This is a genomic window from Bradyrhizobium guangxiense, from assembly GCF_004114915.1.
Classification (GTDB): Bacteria; Pseudomonadota; Alphaproteobacteria; order Rhizobiales; family Xanthobacteraceae; genus Bradyrhizobium; species Bradyrhizobium guangxiense.
The window spans coordinates 1,831,538-1,847,122 of sequence record NZ_CP022219.1 but is presented as its reverse complement, the minus strand read 5'-3'; the positions used below and the strand labels follow the sequence as shown (position 1 = coordinate 1,847,122).

Below are 15,585 nucleotides of genomic sequence, written 5' to 3'. Positions count from 1 at the left end.
TTGCTGGACCGTTGACGCATGATGGCCGATTGTCGCATCAAGATCGAAACAGGCAGGCGTGAAGCCTGCCTCTTGGGAGGAGCCGCCGATATGGCCGAACCGCAGCGCGCGCGACCGAAACCGACGCCGGAGACCCAGCATTTCTGGGACGGCACGAAGGCGGGCGAGCTGCGCCTGCAGCGCTGCGACGCCTGCGCCCATGTCTACTTCCCGCCGCGCCCGTTCTGCCCGTCCTGCGCCTCACGCAAGGTCAGCATCTTCAAGGCGAGCGGCAAGGGCTTCCTCTACAGCTACGTGATCAACCACCGCCCCGCCGCGCCGGGCTTCGCGCCGCCTTACGCGATCGCGGTGGTCGAGCTCGCCGAGGGGCCGCGGATGATGAGCAATATCATCGACTGCCCACAGACGCCGGAGGCGCTGGAGCTGGACATGAAACTGGAAATCGCGTTCCAGGAGCTCGACGACAAGATCAGCCTCCCCGTGTTCCGTCCGGCGAAGGGGTAGACCATGCGCAAGAACCAGGTTGCCGTCGTCGGCGCGGCCGAGACCACTGAGCTCGGTATCATCGCCAACGCCTCGCAGCTCCAGCTTCACGCGGATGCGGCGCTGAACGCCATTGCCGATGCCGGGCTGAAGCTGTCCGACATCGACGGCTTCGCCACCGCGGTCGAGACGCCGCAGCAGGTCTGCCACTATCTCGGCATCAAGCCGACCTGGGTTGACGGCACCTCGGTCGGCGGCTGCTCCTTCATGCTGCACGTCCGCCATGCCGCGGCCGCCATCGAAGCGGGCCTGTGCAAGACGGTGCTGATCACCCATGCCGAGAGCGGCAAGTCGATGATCGGCAAGCTGCCGCGCTCGATCCCCGCCGACAGCCTGCAAGGCCAGTTCGAGGCGCCCTACGGCGTCTACGGCCCGCCCAGCATGTTCCCGATCCCCGTACTGCGCTTCATGAAGACCTACGGCATCACGCACGAGCAGCTTGCTTCGGTTGCGGTGGTGCAGCGGGAATGGGCGGCGAAGAATCCGCGGGCGATGATGAAGGATCCGATCACGGTCGCTGATGTCCTCAACTCGCGCATGATCGCCTATCCGTTCCGGCTGCTGCAGTGCTGCCTCGTCACCGACGGCGGCGGCGCGCTGATCCTGACCTCGGCCGACCGCGCCAGGGACTTTCCGAACAAGCCCGTCTACATCATGGGCACCGGCGAAAGCGTCGAGACGCCGATGGTCAGCCAGATGGAGACGTTCAACTCCTCGCGCGCGTTCAAGACCGCGGGACCGCTGGCCTTCAAGGAGGCCGGCATCGCCCATAAGGACGTCGATCATCTCATGATCTACGATGCGTTTGCGCATCTGCCGCTGTTCGGGCTCGGCGACCTCGGCTTCATGCCGCATGAGGAGACCGGCAAGTTCATCGCGGACGGCAATACGCGGCCCGGCGGCAAGCTGCCGCTCAACACCAATGGCGGCGGATTGAGCTACATGCATTCGGGCATGTACGGCATGTATGCGCTACAGGAGAGCGTGCGGCAGATGCGCGGCATTGCGCCGGCACAAGTGCCGAATGCGAAGATTTCAGTGTGCCACGGCGTCGGCGGCATGTTCGCCGCGAGTGGCACGATCGTGTTTACAAACGAGAGGTAGCAGCCCGTCATTCCGGGGCGCGCGCAGCGCGAACCCGGAATCTCGAGATTCCGGGTCTGGCGCTTCGCACCATCCCGGAATGACGGACACAACAGGAGCACTCACATGAGCAAATCACTGCAGGACAAGGTCATCATCGTCACCGGCGCAGGCCGCGGCATCGGGCGCGAGATCGCGCTTCTGTGCGCAGGCGAAGGCGCCAAGGTCGTCGTCAACGATCCCGGCGGGGCCGCCGACGGCGCCGGCTCGAACGCGGCGCCCGCCGAGGAGGTGGTCGAGGAGATCAAGAAGCGCGGCGGCACTGCGGTTGCCAATTTCGAGTCGGTCGCCGAAGCGATTCCGGCCAGCAAGATCGTGAAGACCGCGACCGATGCTTTCGGCCGGCTCGACGGCGTCGTCAACAATGCCGGCATCTTGCGCGACATGATCTTCCACAAGATGAGCGTGGAGGCGTTCGAGGCCGTCATCAAGGTGCATCTGATGGGCTCGTTCTACGTCTCTCACGCCGCGGCGCGCATCTTCCGCGAGCAGGAGTCGGGCTCTTTCGTGCACTTCACCTCGACCTCCGGCCTGATCGGCAATTTCGGCCAGGCCAACTACGCCGCCGCCAAGCTCGGCATCGTCGGGCTCTCCAAGTCGATCGCGCTCGACATGGGCCGCTTCAACGTCCGCTCCAACTGCGTCTCGCCGTTCGCCTGGACGCGCATGATCGGCACCATCCCGACCGAGACCGAGGCCGAGAAGGCGCGCGTCGAGAAGATCAAGCAGATGGGCCCGGAGAAGATCGCCCCGCTCTGCGGCTATCTGCTCGGCGATTCCGCCAAGGACGTCACCGGCCAGATTTTCGGCGTGCGCATGAACGAGATCTTCCTGTTCAGCCAGAACCGGCCGATCCGCTCGGTGCAGCGGAGCGAGGGCTGGACGCCGCAGTCGATCGCGGAACACGGCATGCCGGCGCTGAAGGGCTCGTTCTACAAGCTCGACCGCTCGGCCGACATCTTCACCTGGGATCCCGTCTAGCCGCATTTCCGGCATCCCTGCCCTGCGATCTTCGGTTGTCTCGGCCGGAGATTGCTCTGCTTTACGCCCGAATGCAGGCGAATGGTGTCCTCCCAACGAAACCATTGGGAGGAAACCATGACAAGAATACTGACCAACTCCGACGACACGACGGCAAGCGAACCCCAAGGTCTCGGCCGTCGCACGCTTCTGAAGGGCGCAGCTGCACTTGCCGCCTCCAGCGTCCTCGCATCGCAAGCTAGTGCCCGCGACTTCGGCGCCAATGCCGAACCGCAGCGCTATCCCGACCCCGATATCGTCGTCATCGACCCCAAGCGCTTCAAGGCCAAGGTCGGCAACACCACGATCAAGCGGCTCTACACCGGCTGCCTCTGGGCGGAAGGGCCGGCCTGGAACGCGCAAGGCCAATATCTCGTCTGGAGCGACATCCCCGCCAACCGGCAGCTGCGCTATCTCGACGACGACGGGCACATCTCCGAGCAGTTCCACAAGCCCTCGAACGAGGCCAACGGCAACTCGTTCGACACCGAGGGCCGCCAGCTCACCGCCGAGCGCACGCGCCTCGTCCGCTACGAGCACGACGGCTCGGTGACGACGCTGGCCGAGCAGGCCGGCGGCAAGCCGCTCAACGGCCCGAACGACATGGTGGTGCATCCCAACGACAAGGCGGTCTGGTTCACCGATCCCGGCTATGGCGCGATCAGCATCTATGAAGGCAAGCTCGCCAACACCGGCTCGCTGCAGCCGCACCAGAAGGAAGCCGTCTATCGCCTGGACACCCAGACCGGACAGCTCGCGAAGGTCGCGGAGGAGCCGTTCAAGCCGAACGGCATCGCCTTCAGTCACGACTACAAGAAGCTCTATGTCTGCGACACCGGCATCACGCATTACCCGCAGGCCGAGAACGTGGTGTGGTCCTACGACATCGACGGCGCAAAGCTGTCCAACCCGAAGAAGCTGATCGACATGAAGCTCGAGGGCAAGTCGGGCTTCCCCGACGGCCTGCGCGTCGACACCGAGGGCAACATCTGGGTCGGCGCCGGCTGGGTCGGTCCCGGATATGACGGCGTGCAGGTGTTCGCGCCGAACGACGGCGCGCGGATCGGGCAGATCCTGCTGCCCGAGACCTGCGCCAATGTCTGCTTCGGCGGCAGGAAGCGCAACCGCCTGTTCATGACCGCGAGCCAGTCGCTTTATGCGGTCTATGTGGAGACGCAGGGCGCGCATTTCTGTTGAGTGCCCCGCTCTCTCCGCGCGTCATGGCCGGGCTTGACCCGGCCATGCACGCCTTGCCAAGCAGCACGAAGAACGTGGAAGCCCGGGCATGACGGCTGAGGCTGTGGCTGCAACGTGGCCAATCCCCCTGTATTCCGCAAGCCCGCCGAAATCCCGTTGATCGTCAGTTGGATCCCACGCAGCACCTGCTCGTCCGGGTTCTGCGCGCGGTGCTCTTTCAAGAGCTCGACCTGCACGTGGTTGAGCGGATCGAGATAGGGGAAGCGGTGGCGCACGGAGCGCTCCAGCAGCGGATTGCCCTGCAGCAGGCGATCCTGGCCCATGATGTCGAGCAGCGTCTCGATGCAGGAATGCCACTCGCGGCGGATGCGGCCAAAAATCTTTTCGCGCAGGGCCTCATCCGGCACCAGTTCGGCGTAGCGCGAGGCGATCGCGATCGAGCTCTTCGCCAGCACCATGTCCATGTTCGACAACAGCATGCGGAAGAACGGCCATTCCTTGTAGAGCTCTTTCAGGAACGGCATGCCCTGTTGCGGGTGCTCCGCGATCCACTGCTCGACGGCGCTGCCGAAACCGTACCAGCCGGGCAGCATCAGGCGGCATTGCGCCCAAGAGAACACCCAGGGGATCGCGCGCAGATCCTCGATGGCGCGGGTCTTCTTGCGCGAAGCCGGGCGGCTGCCGATGTTGAGCGTCGCGATCTCGTTGATGACGGTCGATGACCAGAAATAGTCGACGAAGCCTTCGGTCTCGTAGACTAGGCCGCGATAGGCTTTGAAGGCGAGGTTCGACAATTCGTCCATCGCGGTCAGATATTCGCGGCGCGGCGCGCTCTGGCGCGGATGCAGGAGGCTTGCCTCAAGCGTCGCGGCCGCGAGAATTTCCAGGTTGTTGCGGCCGACCTCGGCGTTGGAATATTTCGACGAGATGATCTCGCCCTGCTCGGTGATGCGGATCTGGCCGTTCACGGCGCCGCCGGGCTGGGCGATGATGGCATCATAGCTCGGGCCGCCGCCGCGGCCGACCGAGCCGCCGCGGCCGTGGAACAGGCGCAAGCGCACGTGATGGCGCTCGAACACGTCGACGAGGTTGATCTCGGCCTTGTAGAGCTCCCAGCCCGAGGTGACGAAGCCGCCGTCCTTGTTCGAGTCGGAATAGCCGAGCATGACCTCCTGCACGCCGCCGCGGCTGTCGACGAGGCGCCGGTAGTCGTGCAGCGACAGCATACGGTCCATGATGCCTGAGGAGGCCTGCAAATCCTCAATGGTCTCGAACAGCGGCACGATGTTGATGGCGCTGCGCCCGGAGGGATGGACGAGGCCGACCTCCTTCAGCAGCACCGCGACCTCGAGCATGTCCGACATGCCCTTGCACATCGAGATGATGCATTGGGGAATCGCGTCCGAGCCGAACTTCGCATGCGCTTCCGCGGCGGCGTGGAACACGTTGAGCTCGCCCATGGTCTCGTCGCTGTACTTGACGAAGGGCGACACCAGCGCGCGCGTCGAGCGCAGCTCATTGGTGAGCAGCGAGATGCGGGCGTCCTCGCCGAGGGCGAGATAGGACATGCCGGGGTTGGCGGCGTCGATCAGCTCGGCGATGGTGCGCTCGTGCACCGCCGAGTTCTGGCGGATGTCGAGCCGGGCCAGATGAAAGCCGAAGCAATCCACCGCGCGGCGCAAGAGCCGCAGGCGGCCGCGGGCGATGACGCGGGCATTGTTGGAGATCAGCGAGCGGTGCAGCACGTCGAGATCGGCCTGCAGCTCCTTGACGCTTTCATAGGGCGCGGCCTTGCCGACCGGCCGGCGCGTGATCTCGACCTCGAGCTTCTCGGCCGTCGCGGTCAAGCGCGCATAGATGCCCGACACCGCGAGGCGATAGGGCTCCCCGCTCCGGTGCGGCGAGGTGTCGGGTGAGCGCTCCGCAAGCGTGCGCAGCTCTTCGGAGACGTCGGCGAGATGGGCTGCGATCGACAGCTCCGAGCCGAGCACGTGCAGCTCGTTCAGATAAAACTGCAGCACCCGGCTCGACTGCAGCCGCAGCGTGCCGCGCATGACATCGGCGGTGACGAAGGGATTGCCGTCGCGGTCGCCGCCGATCCAGCTGCCCATGCGCAGGAACGAGGCGAGCTCGCCGGCCGCCTGCTCGCCGCCCTCCTCCAGCCGGTCCTCCAGCGCGTTGACCAGGCGCGGCACCTCGCGCAGGAAGGTGTAGTCGTAGAACGACAGGCCGTTGGCGACCTCGTCCAGCACGGTGAGCTTGGTCCGGCGCAAGAGATTGGTCTGCCACAAGGTCAGCACCTCGCGGCGAAGCTGCTCGTCGCTGGCATCGGCCTCCTCCGCGGTCAGCGCCACGCGCTCGCGGCGGTCGAGCAGGCCTGCGACCTCCATCTCGCGGTCCATGGTGCTCTTGCGGCGGACCTCGGTCGGGTGCGCGGTCAAGACAGGGCTGACCAGCGCCGTCCTGAAGAAGCTGCGGAGCTGATCGGGGCCGATGCCGGCTGCCTTGGCGTGGGCGAGCGTCTCCGCCAGGACCCCATTGCCGCCGGCCTTGCCCGCGCTGCGGGCGCGCATCTGGCGGATGTTGTTCTGGTCCTCAGCGATGTTGGCGAGGTGGGAGAAATAGCTGAAGGCGCGGACGATGCGCACCGTCTCGGAAATCGACATGCTGTCGAGGATCTGCTCCAGCTCACGCCGGGCGAGCCGGTCCTCGTCGCGGTGGAACCTGATCGAGGTCTGCCGGATGCGCTCGACCAGATCGAACACGTCAGCGCCCTCCTGGTCGCGCACGGTGTCGCCGAGGATGCGGCCGAGCAGGCGAATGTCGTCCCGCAGCCGGGCTTCCGCGTCCGTCACCTGAAGGTCCTCAGGGCGATTGGCGCGATGCTCGATGCTGTCGGATGAAACTGTCTGGAGGGACATGGCTCGCTCCCCTGCTCGCGCCCTTGGCGGCCCGGTCCGGGAGAGTGTGCGATATTTTTCTGCCGCAGTGCAAGATGAAGTTGGGGGCGGTGCGGTAAGTGGGCTGGCCATAGCAGCAAGCTGCCAGAGTGGCGCACATGCCTTCGCGATCTCGCGGCGCGTTCCGCCCGAGCTTTGTTGTCCGTTTCGCCCTCATCGAGAACAAAGGGCGCAGGGAAGGCCGGGTGCCGGCAGGCACCCAGGGTCCGCACGCGACAAGACGCACGCGGGGTTGACCACAGGTGATGCCGGGCTCCCGGCCTTCCCTGCGCAATGGTGCTACGGCTTATGGCGCGCTGACGGCGTAGGAGGGGTAGAGCGAAGCGAAACCCATCCTACGAGCTATGGGCCGTTCCTCTGCCCAAGAAAATTGCCCCACTCCTCCCTGAGGACCGCGCGAAAAATGCCGGGCGGCAGCGCTTCCTGCACGACTCCCCCTTTTGAGGCGCCGTTGGTGTCCAAGAAGATCCCGAACAACGGCAGACACGCTCTCATCGCGTAGCTCGCAGCGTCCTCGAGCGTTCGAACACCCGCCGCTTGCGCATCATGCGCGTGCATGCGAACACAAGCACGAAAACGGGAAACGGATGGCGGTTCTTCGTTGTGCGTCTGCGCGGCTAACGGTGATGACGACAACACCAGAAGCGAGATTAAAACAGGTACTCTCATTGGACTCGCCCCGAGGCGTTCAACCATCGTTCTCCAGAGAGTTTTCGCGCATCGTTGTGGCGGTTTCGGGCCAAAAGCCCGCGCAGCGCGTAGGATGGGTTGAGCCCTTGCGAAACCCATCATGCCTCGTCGCCGGCGGATGGAGGGATGAGTTTCGCTGCGCCCTACCCATCCTGCACGTTCGCCTCAGGCCGGCACGATCACCTTACCGATCGGCCACAGCGCGATGCCGGCGAGCTTGAGGTGCGCCCAGGCAAAGGGAATGCCGATGATGGTGGCGGCAAGGACAAGCGCCGTCAGGAGGTGGCCGAGCGCCAGCCACCAGCCGGCGAGCACGAACCAGATGATGTTGCCGATCACCCCGAGCGGGCCGGTGCCAATATCCTCGACGCCGGTGACGTCGTAACGGTTGACTGCCCTCGAGCCGAACGGCAGCAGTGTGTAGACGGCAATGTTGAACGCCGCTCGCGCCCAGGGCAGGCCGACGATGGTGATGGCCATGATGACCGCGGCGACCACCCAGCCGAACGCCATCCAGGCGCCGCCGATGAGGATCCAGAGCAGGTTGAGCAGGATGGAAACGGGGGCCATGGCTTTATCCGTGGGGTCAGTGACCCCTTCAGTATAGCACGTCCCGCGAGGTCATAGTCCATGACGTCGGCTGCGTTCCGCGCGCAACGATGTGCCGACGAACCCGACATCCTCGATCCCGCGCGAAATCTCTTTCGCGCAAAGCCAAAGCGTCAGCACGGCGATGCCGATCGCGCTGAGCCCGGAGATGAGAATGGGATTCGAGCAGAGTATGACAAGAAAAACGTCGAGCGGGGGATATCCAATCGGCGTGTGCGGCCAGCAATAAAATGCCAGAGCCCAACCGCACAGCATCACGATTGCGGCGTTCACCCCGGCCAAGGCCGTCACGACGATCGCGAGACCCTTCTTCATGGAGAGCCCGAGATCGACCAGCTTCACGACCGCACAATATGCGACCGCCATCATGATCACCGGCGCCCAACCGGAAGCCCCCGCGGCGATGCCCTGGGCCGGACCGCTCCAGACCCACAGCGCCATCACGCCGGCGAGCACGGCCAGGTTGACCTTCACGGCTTCGGGAAATTTGCAGCGAAGCACATAGGCATTCGCCTTCTCGACCAGGTCCAGCAGTGCGCAGACGATCAGGCCGGCCGCAAAGCCACCGAGGTGAACGCCCCAATCGATGCGCGAATTGCCGAGCGCGAACGCAATGTTCAGGCCGATGTTGATCGCGAAGAAGTCGAACCCGACCTCGAGCTTGCCGAGGATCCACAGGCAAAGCAGTGCGCCCAGGATGCCCGACGTCGCGCCGGACGCGCCGACCGTCAAATAGGGTGTGGAATGGATGCCGTTGCCGATGACGGCACCGAGCACCATCGCGCAGAGATAGATGATGAGAAAATAGGCCGGCCCGACCCGCCGCTCCAGATGTGCACCCCACAGCACGAGGCACAGCATGTTCATGGTGAGATGAACGAAATTGACGTGCAGAAAACCGTAGGCAACGAGGCGCCAGTATTCATGTCGAGCGATCGCAGTCGCATACATGCCGCCGTAGCGATACAGTAACTCCGCCGGCGCCGCCGGACCGCCCGCCTGGATAAAGCAGAACCCCGACGCGAGGACCGTCACGGTCATCAGCGTATAGACGGCGGCATGAGGCACTTCGAAGAAACCGGGACTGGCGCGGTGTGACGGCATGGATGATTGCAACGGGCCTGGCGTGGGAATGCCAACCTAGCCCAGCCGGCCGGTGATTGCTACTCCCGCGCGTACCACTAGGTGCCCGCTACCGCCCCTTGAATTTCGCCTCGCGCTTCTCCATGAAGGCCCTCATCCCCTCGGCCATGTCCTCCGTTTTGAACAGCGGCAGGAGCTGGAGATAGACGTGGTGGACATGGTCCTGGAAATTCTCATTGAGGCCCATCCGCATCATGCGCTTGGAGGCCTGCACCGCCAGCGGCGCATTGGCGGCGATCTCGCGGGCGATCGCGGTGGCCCGGCTCATCAACTCGGCGTCGGGCACGACCTCGTTGGCGAGGCCCCAGTCCAGGCACTCGCGGGCGCTCAGCGTGCGGCCGGTGAAGATCAGCTCGGAGGCCTTGGCCCAGCCGAGCATGCGCGGCAGCAGCCAGGTGCCGCCGGATTCCGGCACCACGCCGCGCTTGACGAAGGCGGCGGCGAGCTTTGCCGACTCTGCCATGATGCGGATATCACAGCCGAGCGCGGTGTCCATGCCGTAACCGGCCGCGCCGCCGTTGACGGCGCAGACGGTCGGCTTGTCCATCGCCTGCAGGACTGTCGGCGGCGTGTTGCGGAGGTTGATCGTGGTTGGCGAGGATGCGGCGCTGAGGCCGTTGCCATCGCGCTCCTTGCGCAGGTCGAGCCCGGCGCAGAATGCCTTGCCCTTGCCGGTGAGGATCACGACGCGGACGTTGTTGTCCTCATTGGCTTCAGTCAGGCGCCGGGCGAGGTCGTTCAGCATCGCGCCCGAGATAGTGTTCATGCGCTCCGGCGCGTTCAGCGTGATGGTCGCGATGTGGCCGGCGACGTCGTAGAGGACTTCGTTGTTGGCGTCGCTCATGACAAATGTTTTCCTATCGGTTGTTCGTAAGGTGGGCAAAGGCGCGCTTGTGCCGTGCCCCCGATCTGTCTCCGTAGGCGAAATTGGTGGGCACGCTTGCGCCCACCCTATGATAGCGTCAGATCTTCCGCCCTGCCTGCTCCCAATAGGGATCGCGCAGGCGGCGCTTGAAGATCTTGCCGGAATCTTCGCGCGGCAGGCCGCTGCGGATCTCGATGTGCTTCGGTACCTTGTAATCGGCCAGATGCGCCTTCAAGCTCGCGCGGACATCGGAGGCCTCGAGCGTGACGCCGGCTTGCGGCTCGACCACCGCCATCAGGGCCTCGCCGAACTCGGCATCGGGGATGCCGAACACGGCGCAATCATGCACGCCAGGCACGGCGTGCAGCACGGCTTCGATCTCCGCCGGGTAGATATTGACGCCGCCTGAGATCACCATGTCGCGCTTGCGGTCGCAGATGAAGACGTAACCGTCCTCGTCGATGTAGCCGACGTCGCCAGAGGTGATGAAGCCGTCGCGGTCGATCTCGGCGCGCTTCTCCGGCTTGTTGTGATAGGTGAAATCGGCGAGCTCGGCCATGCGGGAGTAGATCTCGCCGATCTCACCGACGCCGAGCACGCTTCCGTCCTCCGCCAGAAAGCGCAGCTCGGCACCGGGTGAGATCTTGCCAACGGTGCCGGGCTTCTTCAGCGCATCCTCCGAGGTTGCGAAGGTGACGGCACTGGATTCGGTCGAGCCGTAGAATTCGTAGATCACCGGCCCCCACCATTCGATCATGGCGCGCTTGACGTCGGCCGGGCACGGCGCGGCGGCATGGATGATGTGGCGCAGCGAGGAGACGTCGTATTTCCTGCGCACCGCCTCCGGCAGCTTCATCAGGCGGACGAACATGGTCGGCACCATGAAGATGGTATCGATCTTGTATCGCTCGATCAGCTCCAGGAACTCCTCCGCTTCGAAGCGCGGCATCAGCACCAGCGCCCCGCCGAGCTTACCCGCGCGGATGCCGAACGAGTTCGGCGCCGAATGATAGAGCGGGCCCGGCAGCAAGGCGCGGGCGCCCGGCTTCAGCCCATAGATCATCGCGCGCATGCGTTCGCCGGCGGCCTGCTGCTCCGGCGTCGGCGCGTTGCGCCGCACGCCCTTGGGATGGCCTGTCGTCCCTGATGTGTAGATCATGTTCATCGGCTGCGGCACGACCGGGCCGTCATAAGGCCGGTGCTGCGCGAGCCAGGATTCGAAGTCGATCGCAAAGTCCGGTGTTTTCAGATGATCGGGATCGATCTTGTAATTGGACAGGATCTCCGGCGGCGTCGGCACGCTGAGCACCGTGACGCCTTTCGGGATCGCCTCACGCAGGGCGTGCAGCATATCGGCGTGGCCGATCAGCACGGAGGTACCGGTGTCCTTGAGGATGTAGTTGATCTCCTCCGGCTTGAAGTGCCAGTTGATCGGCACGCCATAAGCCCGGAGCCGCATCGCGGCATAGGCGGCTTCCAGGAAGGCGATGTCGTTGCGCATCAGCATGCAGACGCAATCGCCCGGGCGGACGCCGATCCTGGCGAGACCGCTCGCGATGCGGTCGGCGCGATCGGCGATTTCGGTGTGGGTGCGGCGGCGATCGCCGGAGACGATGCCGAGGAAGTCAGACGTTTCGCTCATTGTTGTTTTTCTTTGTTGTTGTTTGTGCCGTCATTCCGGGGCGGCTCGGAGAGCCGAGCCCGGAATCTCGAGCTTCCGGGTTCGATGCTGTGCATCGCCCCGGAATGACAGAAAGTTAATCCGCAAAGTTCGGCGCGCGCTTCTCCAGATTGGCGCGCACCGCCTCAGTCTGGTTGGGGCTGCCGATCAGCTTCTGCTGCTCGACCGATTCGGCGAGCAGCGCCGGACCCGGATCGACCGAGAGATTGTTCAGCATCCGCTTGGCGGCGCGGACCGCATCGGGGCTCTTGCCGGCGATCTCGCGGGCGACCTCCAGGGCCGCAGTGCGCGGATCGTCGCAGATGCGGGTGGCGAGGCCGTAAGCCATCGCCTCCTGCGCGGAGAAGATGCGTCCCGTATAGGTGAGATCGCGCAGGATATCGTCGCGCACGAGGCTGGCCAGGATCGGCGTGCCCGCCATGTCGGGCACCAAGCCCCACTTGATCTCCATGATCGACATCCGCGCATCCGACGAGAGGAAGCGCATGTCGGCGCCGAGCGAGAGCTGGAAGCCGCCGCCGAAGGCGACGCCGTGCACGGCCGCAATCACCGGCACCGGAAGCTGGCGCCAACCCCATACCGCCTGTTGCGGAAAGTTGGCCTTGCCATGCGTGCGCTTGGTGAGATCGCGATTTTCGCCGCCCGGAATTCCGTTGCCGCCCTTCTCCTTCATGGCGGCGAAACGTCCCATGTCGAGACCGGCGCAGAAGGCGCGGCCTTCGCCTGACAGCACCACGGCGCGCAGGCCTTTTTCCTTTGAAAGCCGGTCGGTTGCGGCGACGAGGGCCTCGAACATGGCCTGATCCAGCGCGTTCATCTTGTCGGCGCGCACCAGGCGCACGTCGGCAACGCCTTCCGAGATCGAGATCGAGACGCGCTCTTCCATGGACGAATTCTCCCCTGCTCTTGACCTGTTGCCGCTTTACAGGACGCCGGCGGCCGGATTTAGTCAATCGACCAATTAACTGACAATCCCTACGGGGGAAACAGCCATGTTCAAGGAAAATCTTCTGGCCGGCCGGCGCATTCTCGTGACCGGCGGCGGCACCGGTCTCGGCAAGTCGATGGCGGCGCGCTTCCTCCAGCTCGGCGCCGAGGTGCACATCTGCGGTCGCCGCAAGATCGTGTGCGACGAAACCGCCACCGAGCTGATGGATCTCTATGGCGGCCGCGTCACTAGCCACGGCGTCGACATCCGCAACGCGCTCGCGGTCGACGAGATGGTCGAAAATATCTTTCGCGACGGTGGCCTCACCGACCTCATCAACAACGCCGCCGGCAATTTCATCTCGCGCACCGAGGAGCTGTCGCCGCGCGGCTTCGACGCGGTCGCCAACATCGTCATGCACGGCACGTTCTACGTGACTCATGCGGTCGGCAAGCGCTGGATCACGGACAAGCAACCCGGCAACGTCGTCTCGATCACCACGACCTGGGTACGCAACGGATCGCCTTACGTGGTGCCATCGGCGATGAGCAAGTCGGCGATCCACGCCATGACGATGTCGCTCGCGGCCGAATGGGGCCGCTACGGCATCCGCCTCAACACCATCGCGCCGGGCGAGATCCCAACCGAGGGCATGAGCAAGCGCATCAAGCCCGGTGACGAAGCCGGCGCGCGCACCAAGGCGATGAACCCGATGGGCCGCGTCGGCACCATGGAGGAGCTGCAGAACCTCGCGGTGTTCCTGATCTCCGGCGGCTGCGACTGGATCAGCGGCGAGACCATCGCCATGGACGGCGCGCAGGCCCTCGCGATGGGCGGCAATTTCTACCAGCTCCGCGACTGGAGCGACGACGACTGGAAGACCGCGCGCGAGAGCATCATGGCGCAGAACGAGAAGGACCGGGCGAAGCGGGGGTGATATCGTAGCGCGAATGCGGGCGTGAGGGCTGGCACTCTTACGCCAACCCCACTTGTCGTCCCCGCGAACGCGGGACCTGTTGCCACAGGGAGACATGTGGCACGAGGCTGGTAACTCCGAGTCTTCGCCAAATCCTTGTTGCGGCGTATGGGTCCCGGATCTGCGCGCGCTTATGGCGCGCTTGTCCGGGACGACGGGGGGCCATCTTGTCTTCACCCGCGGATGTCGCCACACTCCCCGGCATAAGAACAAGCGCCCACGGGAGAAACATGTCCACACAGAAACTGGCGAATCTCGCCGACATGGTGCGCGAGCGCGCCAAGAGCCGCGGCAACGCCATCGCCTACGAGTTCGAGGGCCGCGCCACCAGCTTTGCCGAGTTCGACACGAGGACCAACAAGGTCGCCAACGCGCTTGTTGCGATGGGCGTCGGACGCGGCGACCGCATCGCCTATCTCGGCAAGAACAGCGACATCTATTTCGAGCTCCTGATGGGCGCGATGAAGGCCGGCGTCGTGATGGCGCCGGTAAACTGGCGGCTCGCCGGGCCGGAGGTCGCCTTCATCGTTTCGGACTGCAAGGCGCCGGTGCTGTTCGTCGGACCGGAATTCATCACACAGGTCCGCCAGATCAGGGACCAGATACCAGGCGTGCGCACCATCATCGCCACCGAGGGCGGCGCGCCGGAATGGCCGGATTTCACGGCCTGGCGCGATGCGCAGAGCGGCAACGATTCCAAGCTGCCGATCGACCCGAAAGACGTCGCGATCCAGCTCTACACATCCGGCACCACGGGCAAGCCGAAGGGCGCGATGCTGAGCCACGCCAACTTCCTCAATCTGGTACAGTCCGGCAATGCCGAGGACAAGCCGGAGTGGAACCGGTGGTCGACCGACGACGTGTCGCTGGTCGCGATGCCGGTGTTCCACATCGGCGGCTCCGGCTGGGGCGTGATGGGGCTCTATCACGGCGCCCGCGGCGTGATCGCGCGCGAGTTCGATCCGACCAAGGTTCTGGATTTCTTCGAGCAGTCGGGCATCACGAAACTGTTCATGGTGCCGGCCGCGATGCAGTTCGTGGTGCGGCAACCGCGCGCCAGGACGGTGGACTTCTCGCGGCTGAAATACATGCTGTACGGCGCTTCGCCGATTCCGGCGGCGCTGCTGAAGGAGTGCATCGAGGTCTTCAAATGCGGCTTCGTGCAGCTGTATGGGATGACGGAAACGACCGGCACGATCGTCGCGCTGCCGCCCGAGGATCACGTCGAGGGACTGGAGCGGATGCGCTCGGCCGGCAAGGCGCTGCCGGGCGTCGAGATCGCGATCCTGGATGTGGACGGCAAGCCGCTGCCGCCGCGCCAGGTCGGCGAGATCGCGACGCGATCAGGCTCCAACATGGCGGGCTACTGGAACCTGCCGGAGGCCACGGCCGCGACGCTGCGCAGCGACGGTTGGCTGCGCACGGGCGATGCCGGCTACATGGACGAGGACGGCTACCTCTACATCCACGACCGCATCAAGGACATGATCATCTCCGGCGGCGAGAACATCTCCCCCGCCGAGGTCGAGAGCGCGCTGTGCGATCACCCTGACGTCGCCGAAGCCGCCGTGATCGGCGTACCCGACGACAAATGGGGCGAGGCCGTTAAAGCCGTCGTGGTGATGAAGCCCGGCAAGGAGGCGACCGCCACCGACATCATCAACTTCACTCGGACGCGCATCGCCGGCTACAAGACGCCGAAGAGCGTGGAATTCCTGCCGGCACTGCCGCGCAATCCGTCAGGCAAGATCCTGCGGCGGCAGCTGCGCGAGCCGTATTGGGCGGGCAAGGATCGGCGGGTGAACTGATCCGCGGTTTCGTAGGGTGGGC

General features: G+C 64.9%; 11 protein-coding genes and 1 pseudogene. 6 read left to right on the top strand and 6 right to left on the bottom strand.

Annotated features, from left to right (window positions below; genetic code table 11):
* The first annotated feature begins 90 nt into the window (after window positions 1–90).
* The 4 genes from X268_RS08695 (at window position 91) to X268_RS08680 (ending at window position 3,903) form a co-directional block, all read left to right on the top strand.
* Window positions 91–504, top strand: coding sequence for a Zn-ribbon domain-containing OB-fold protein (locus X268_RS08695; protein WP_128924550.1), 414 nt, complete (start codon window positions 91–93; stop codon window positions 502–504).
* Window positions 505–507: 3 nt separating this feature from the next.
* A complete protein-coding gene (locus X268_RS08690) occupies window positions 508–1,647 on the top strand; it encodes a thiolase C-terminal domain-containing protein (protein WP_128924549.1) in 1,140 nt (379 codons plus the stop codon).
* A 105-nt stretch (window positions 1,648–1,752) separates the two neighbouring features.
* On the top strand, window positions 1,753–2,667 hold the full coding sequence (locus X268_RS08685) for an SDR family NAD(P)-dependent oxidoreductase (RefSeq protein WP_128924548.1): 915 nt from the start codon (window positions 1,753–1,755) through the stop codon (window positions 2,665–2,667).
* Window positions 2,668–2,784: 117 nt separating this feature from the next.
* Window positions 2,785–3,903, top strand: a complete 1,119-nt coding sequence (locus X268_RS08680; protein WP_128924547.1) for an SMP-30/gluconolactonase/LRE family protein — start codon at window positions 2,785–2,787, stop codon at window positions 3,901–3,903.
* Between the two features lie 125 nt (window positions 3,904–4,028).
* Here the strand turns inward: X268_RS08680 and ppc are convergent.
* The 6 genes and pseudogenes from ppc to X268_RS08650 all read right to left on the bottom strand — a co-directional run.
* Window positions 4,029–6,824, bottom strand: a pseudogene (gene ppc / locus X268_RS08675) (phosphoenolpyruvate carboxylase); the annotation flags it as partial.
* An 894-nt stretch (window positions 6,825–7,718) separates the two neighbouring features.
* On the bottom strand, window positions 7,719–8,123 hold the full coding sequence (locus tag X268_RS08670; RefSeq protein WP_128924546.1) for a YccF domain-containing protein: 405 nt from the start codon (window positions 8,121–8,123) through the stop codon (window positions 7,719–7,721).
* Between the two features lie 51 nt (window positions 8,124–8,174).
* Window positions 8,175–9,266: a rhomboid family intramembrane serine protease gene (locus tag X268_RS08665; protein WP_128924545.1), complete on the bottom strand. Its 1,092-nt coding sequence runs from the start codon at window positions 9,264–9,266 to the stop codon at window positions 8,175–8,177.
* 88 nt (window positions 9,267–9,354) lie between these two features.
* Window positions 9,355–10,149, bottom strand: a complete 795-nt coding sequence (locus X268_RS08660) for an enoyl-CoA hydratase/isomerase family protein (protein ID WP_128924544.1) — start codon at window positions 10,147–10,149, stop codon at window positions 9,355–9,357.
* A gap of 118 nt (window positions 10,150–10,267) precedes the next feature.
* Window positions 10,268–11,812 (bottom strand): acyl-CoA synthetase, encoded by a 1,545-nt coding sequence (locus tag X268_RS08655; protein ID WP_128924543.1) that lies wholly within the window; start codon window positions 11,810–11,812, stop codon window positions 10,268–10,270.
* A 115-nt stretch (window positions 11,813–11,927) separates the two neighbouring features.
* A complete protein-coding gene (locus tag X268_RS08650; protein ID WP_128924542.1) occupies window positions 11,928–12,737 on the bottom strand; it encodes a crotonase/enoyl-CoA hydratase family protein in 810 nt (269 codons plus the stop codon).
* A 106-nt stretch (window positions 12,738–12,843) separates the two neighbouring features.
* Between X268_RS08650 and X268_RS08645 the strand changes: the two genes are divergently transcribed.
* The gene (locus tag X268_RS08645; RefSeq protein ID WP_128924541.1) at window positions 12,844–13,716 is read left to right on the top strand and encodes an SDR family oxidoreductase; all 873 of its coding nucleotides are present in this window, start codon (window positions 12,844–12,846) and stop codon (window positions 13,714–13,716) included.
* 269 nt (window positions 13,717–13,985) lie between these two features.
* On the top strand, window positions 13,986–15,563 hold the full coding sequence (locus X268_RS08640) for a fatty acid--CoA ligase (RefSeq protein WP_128924540.1): 1,578 nt from the start codon (window positions 13,986–13,988) through the stop codon (window positions 15,561–15,563).
* The last annotated feature ends 22 nt before the right edge of the window (window positions 15,564–15,585 follow it).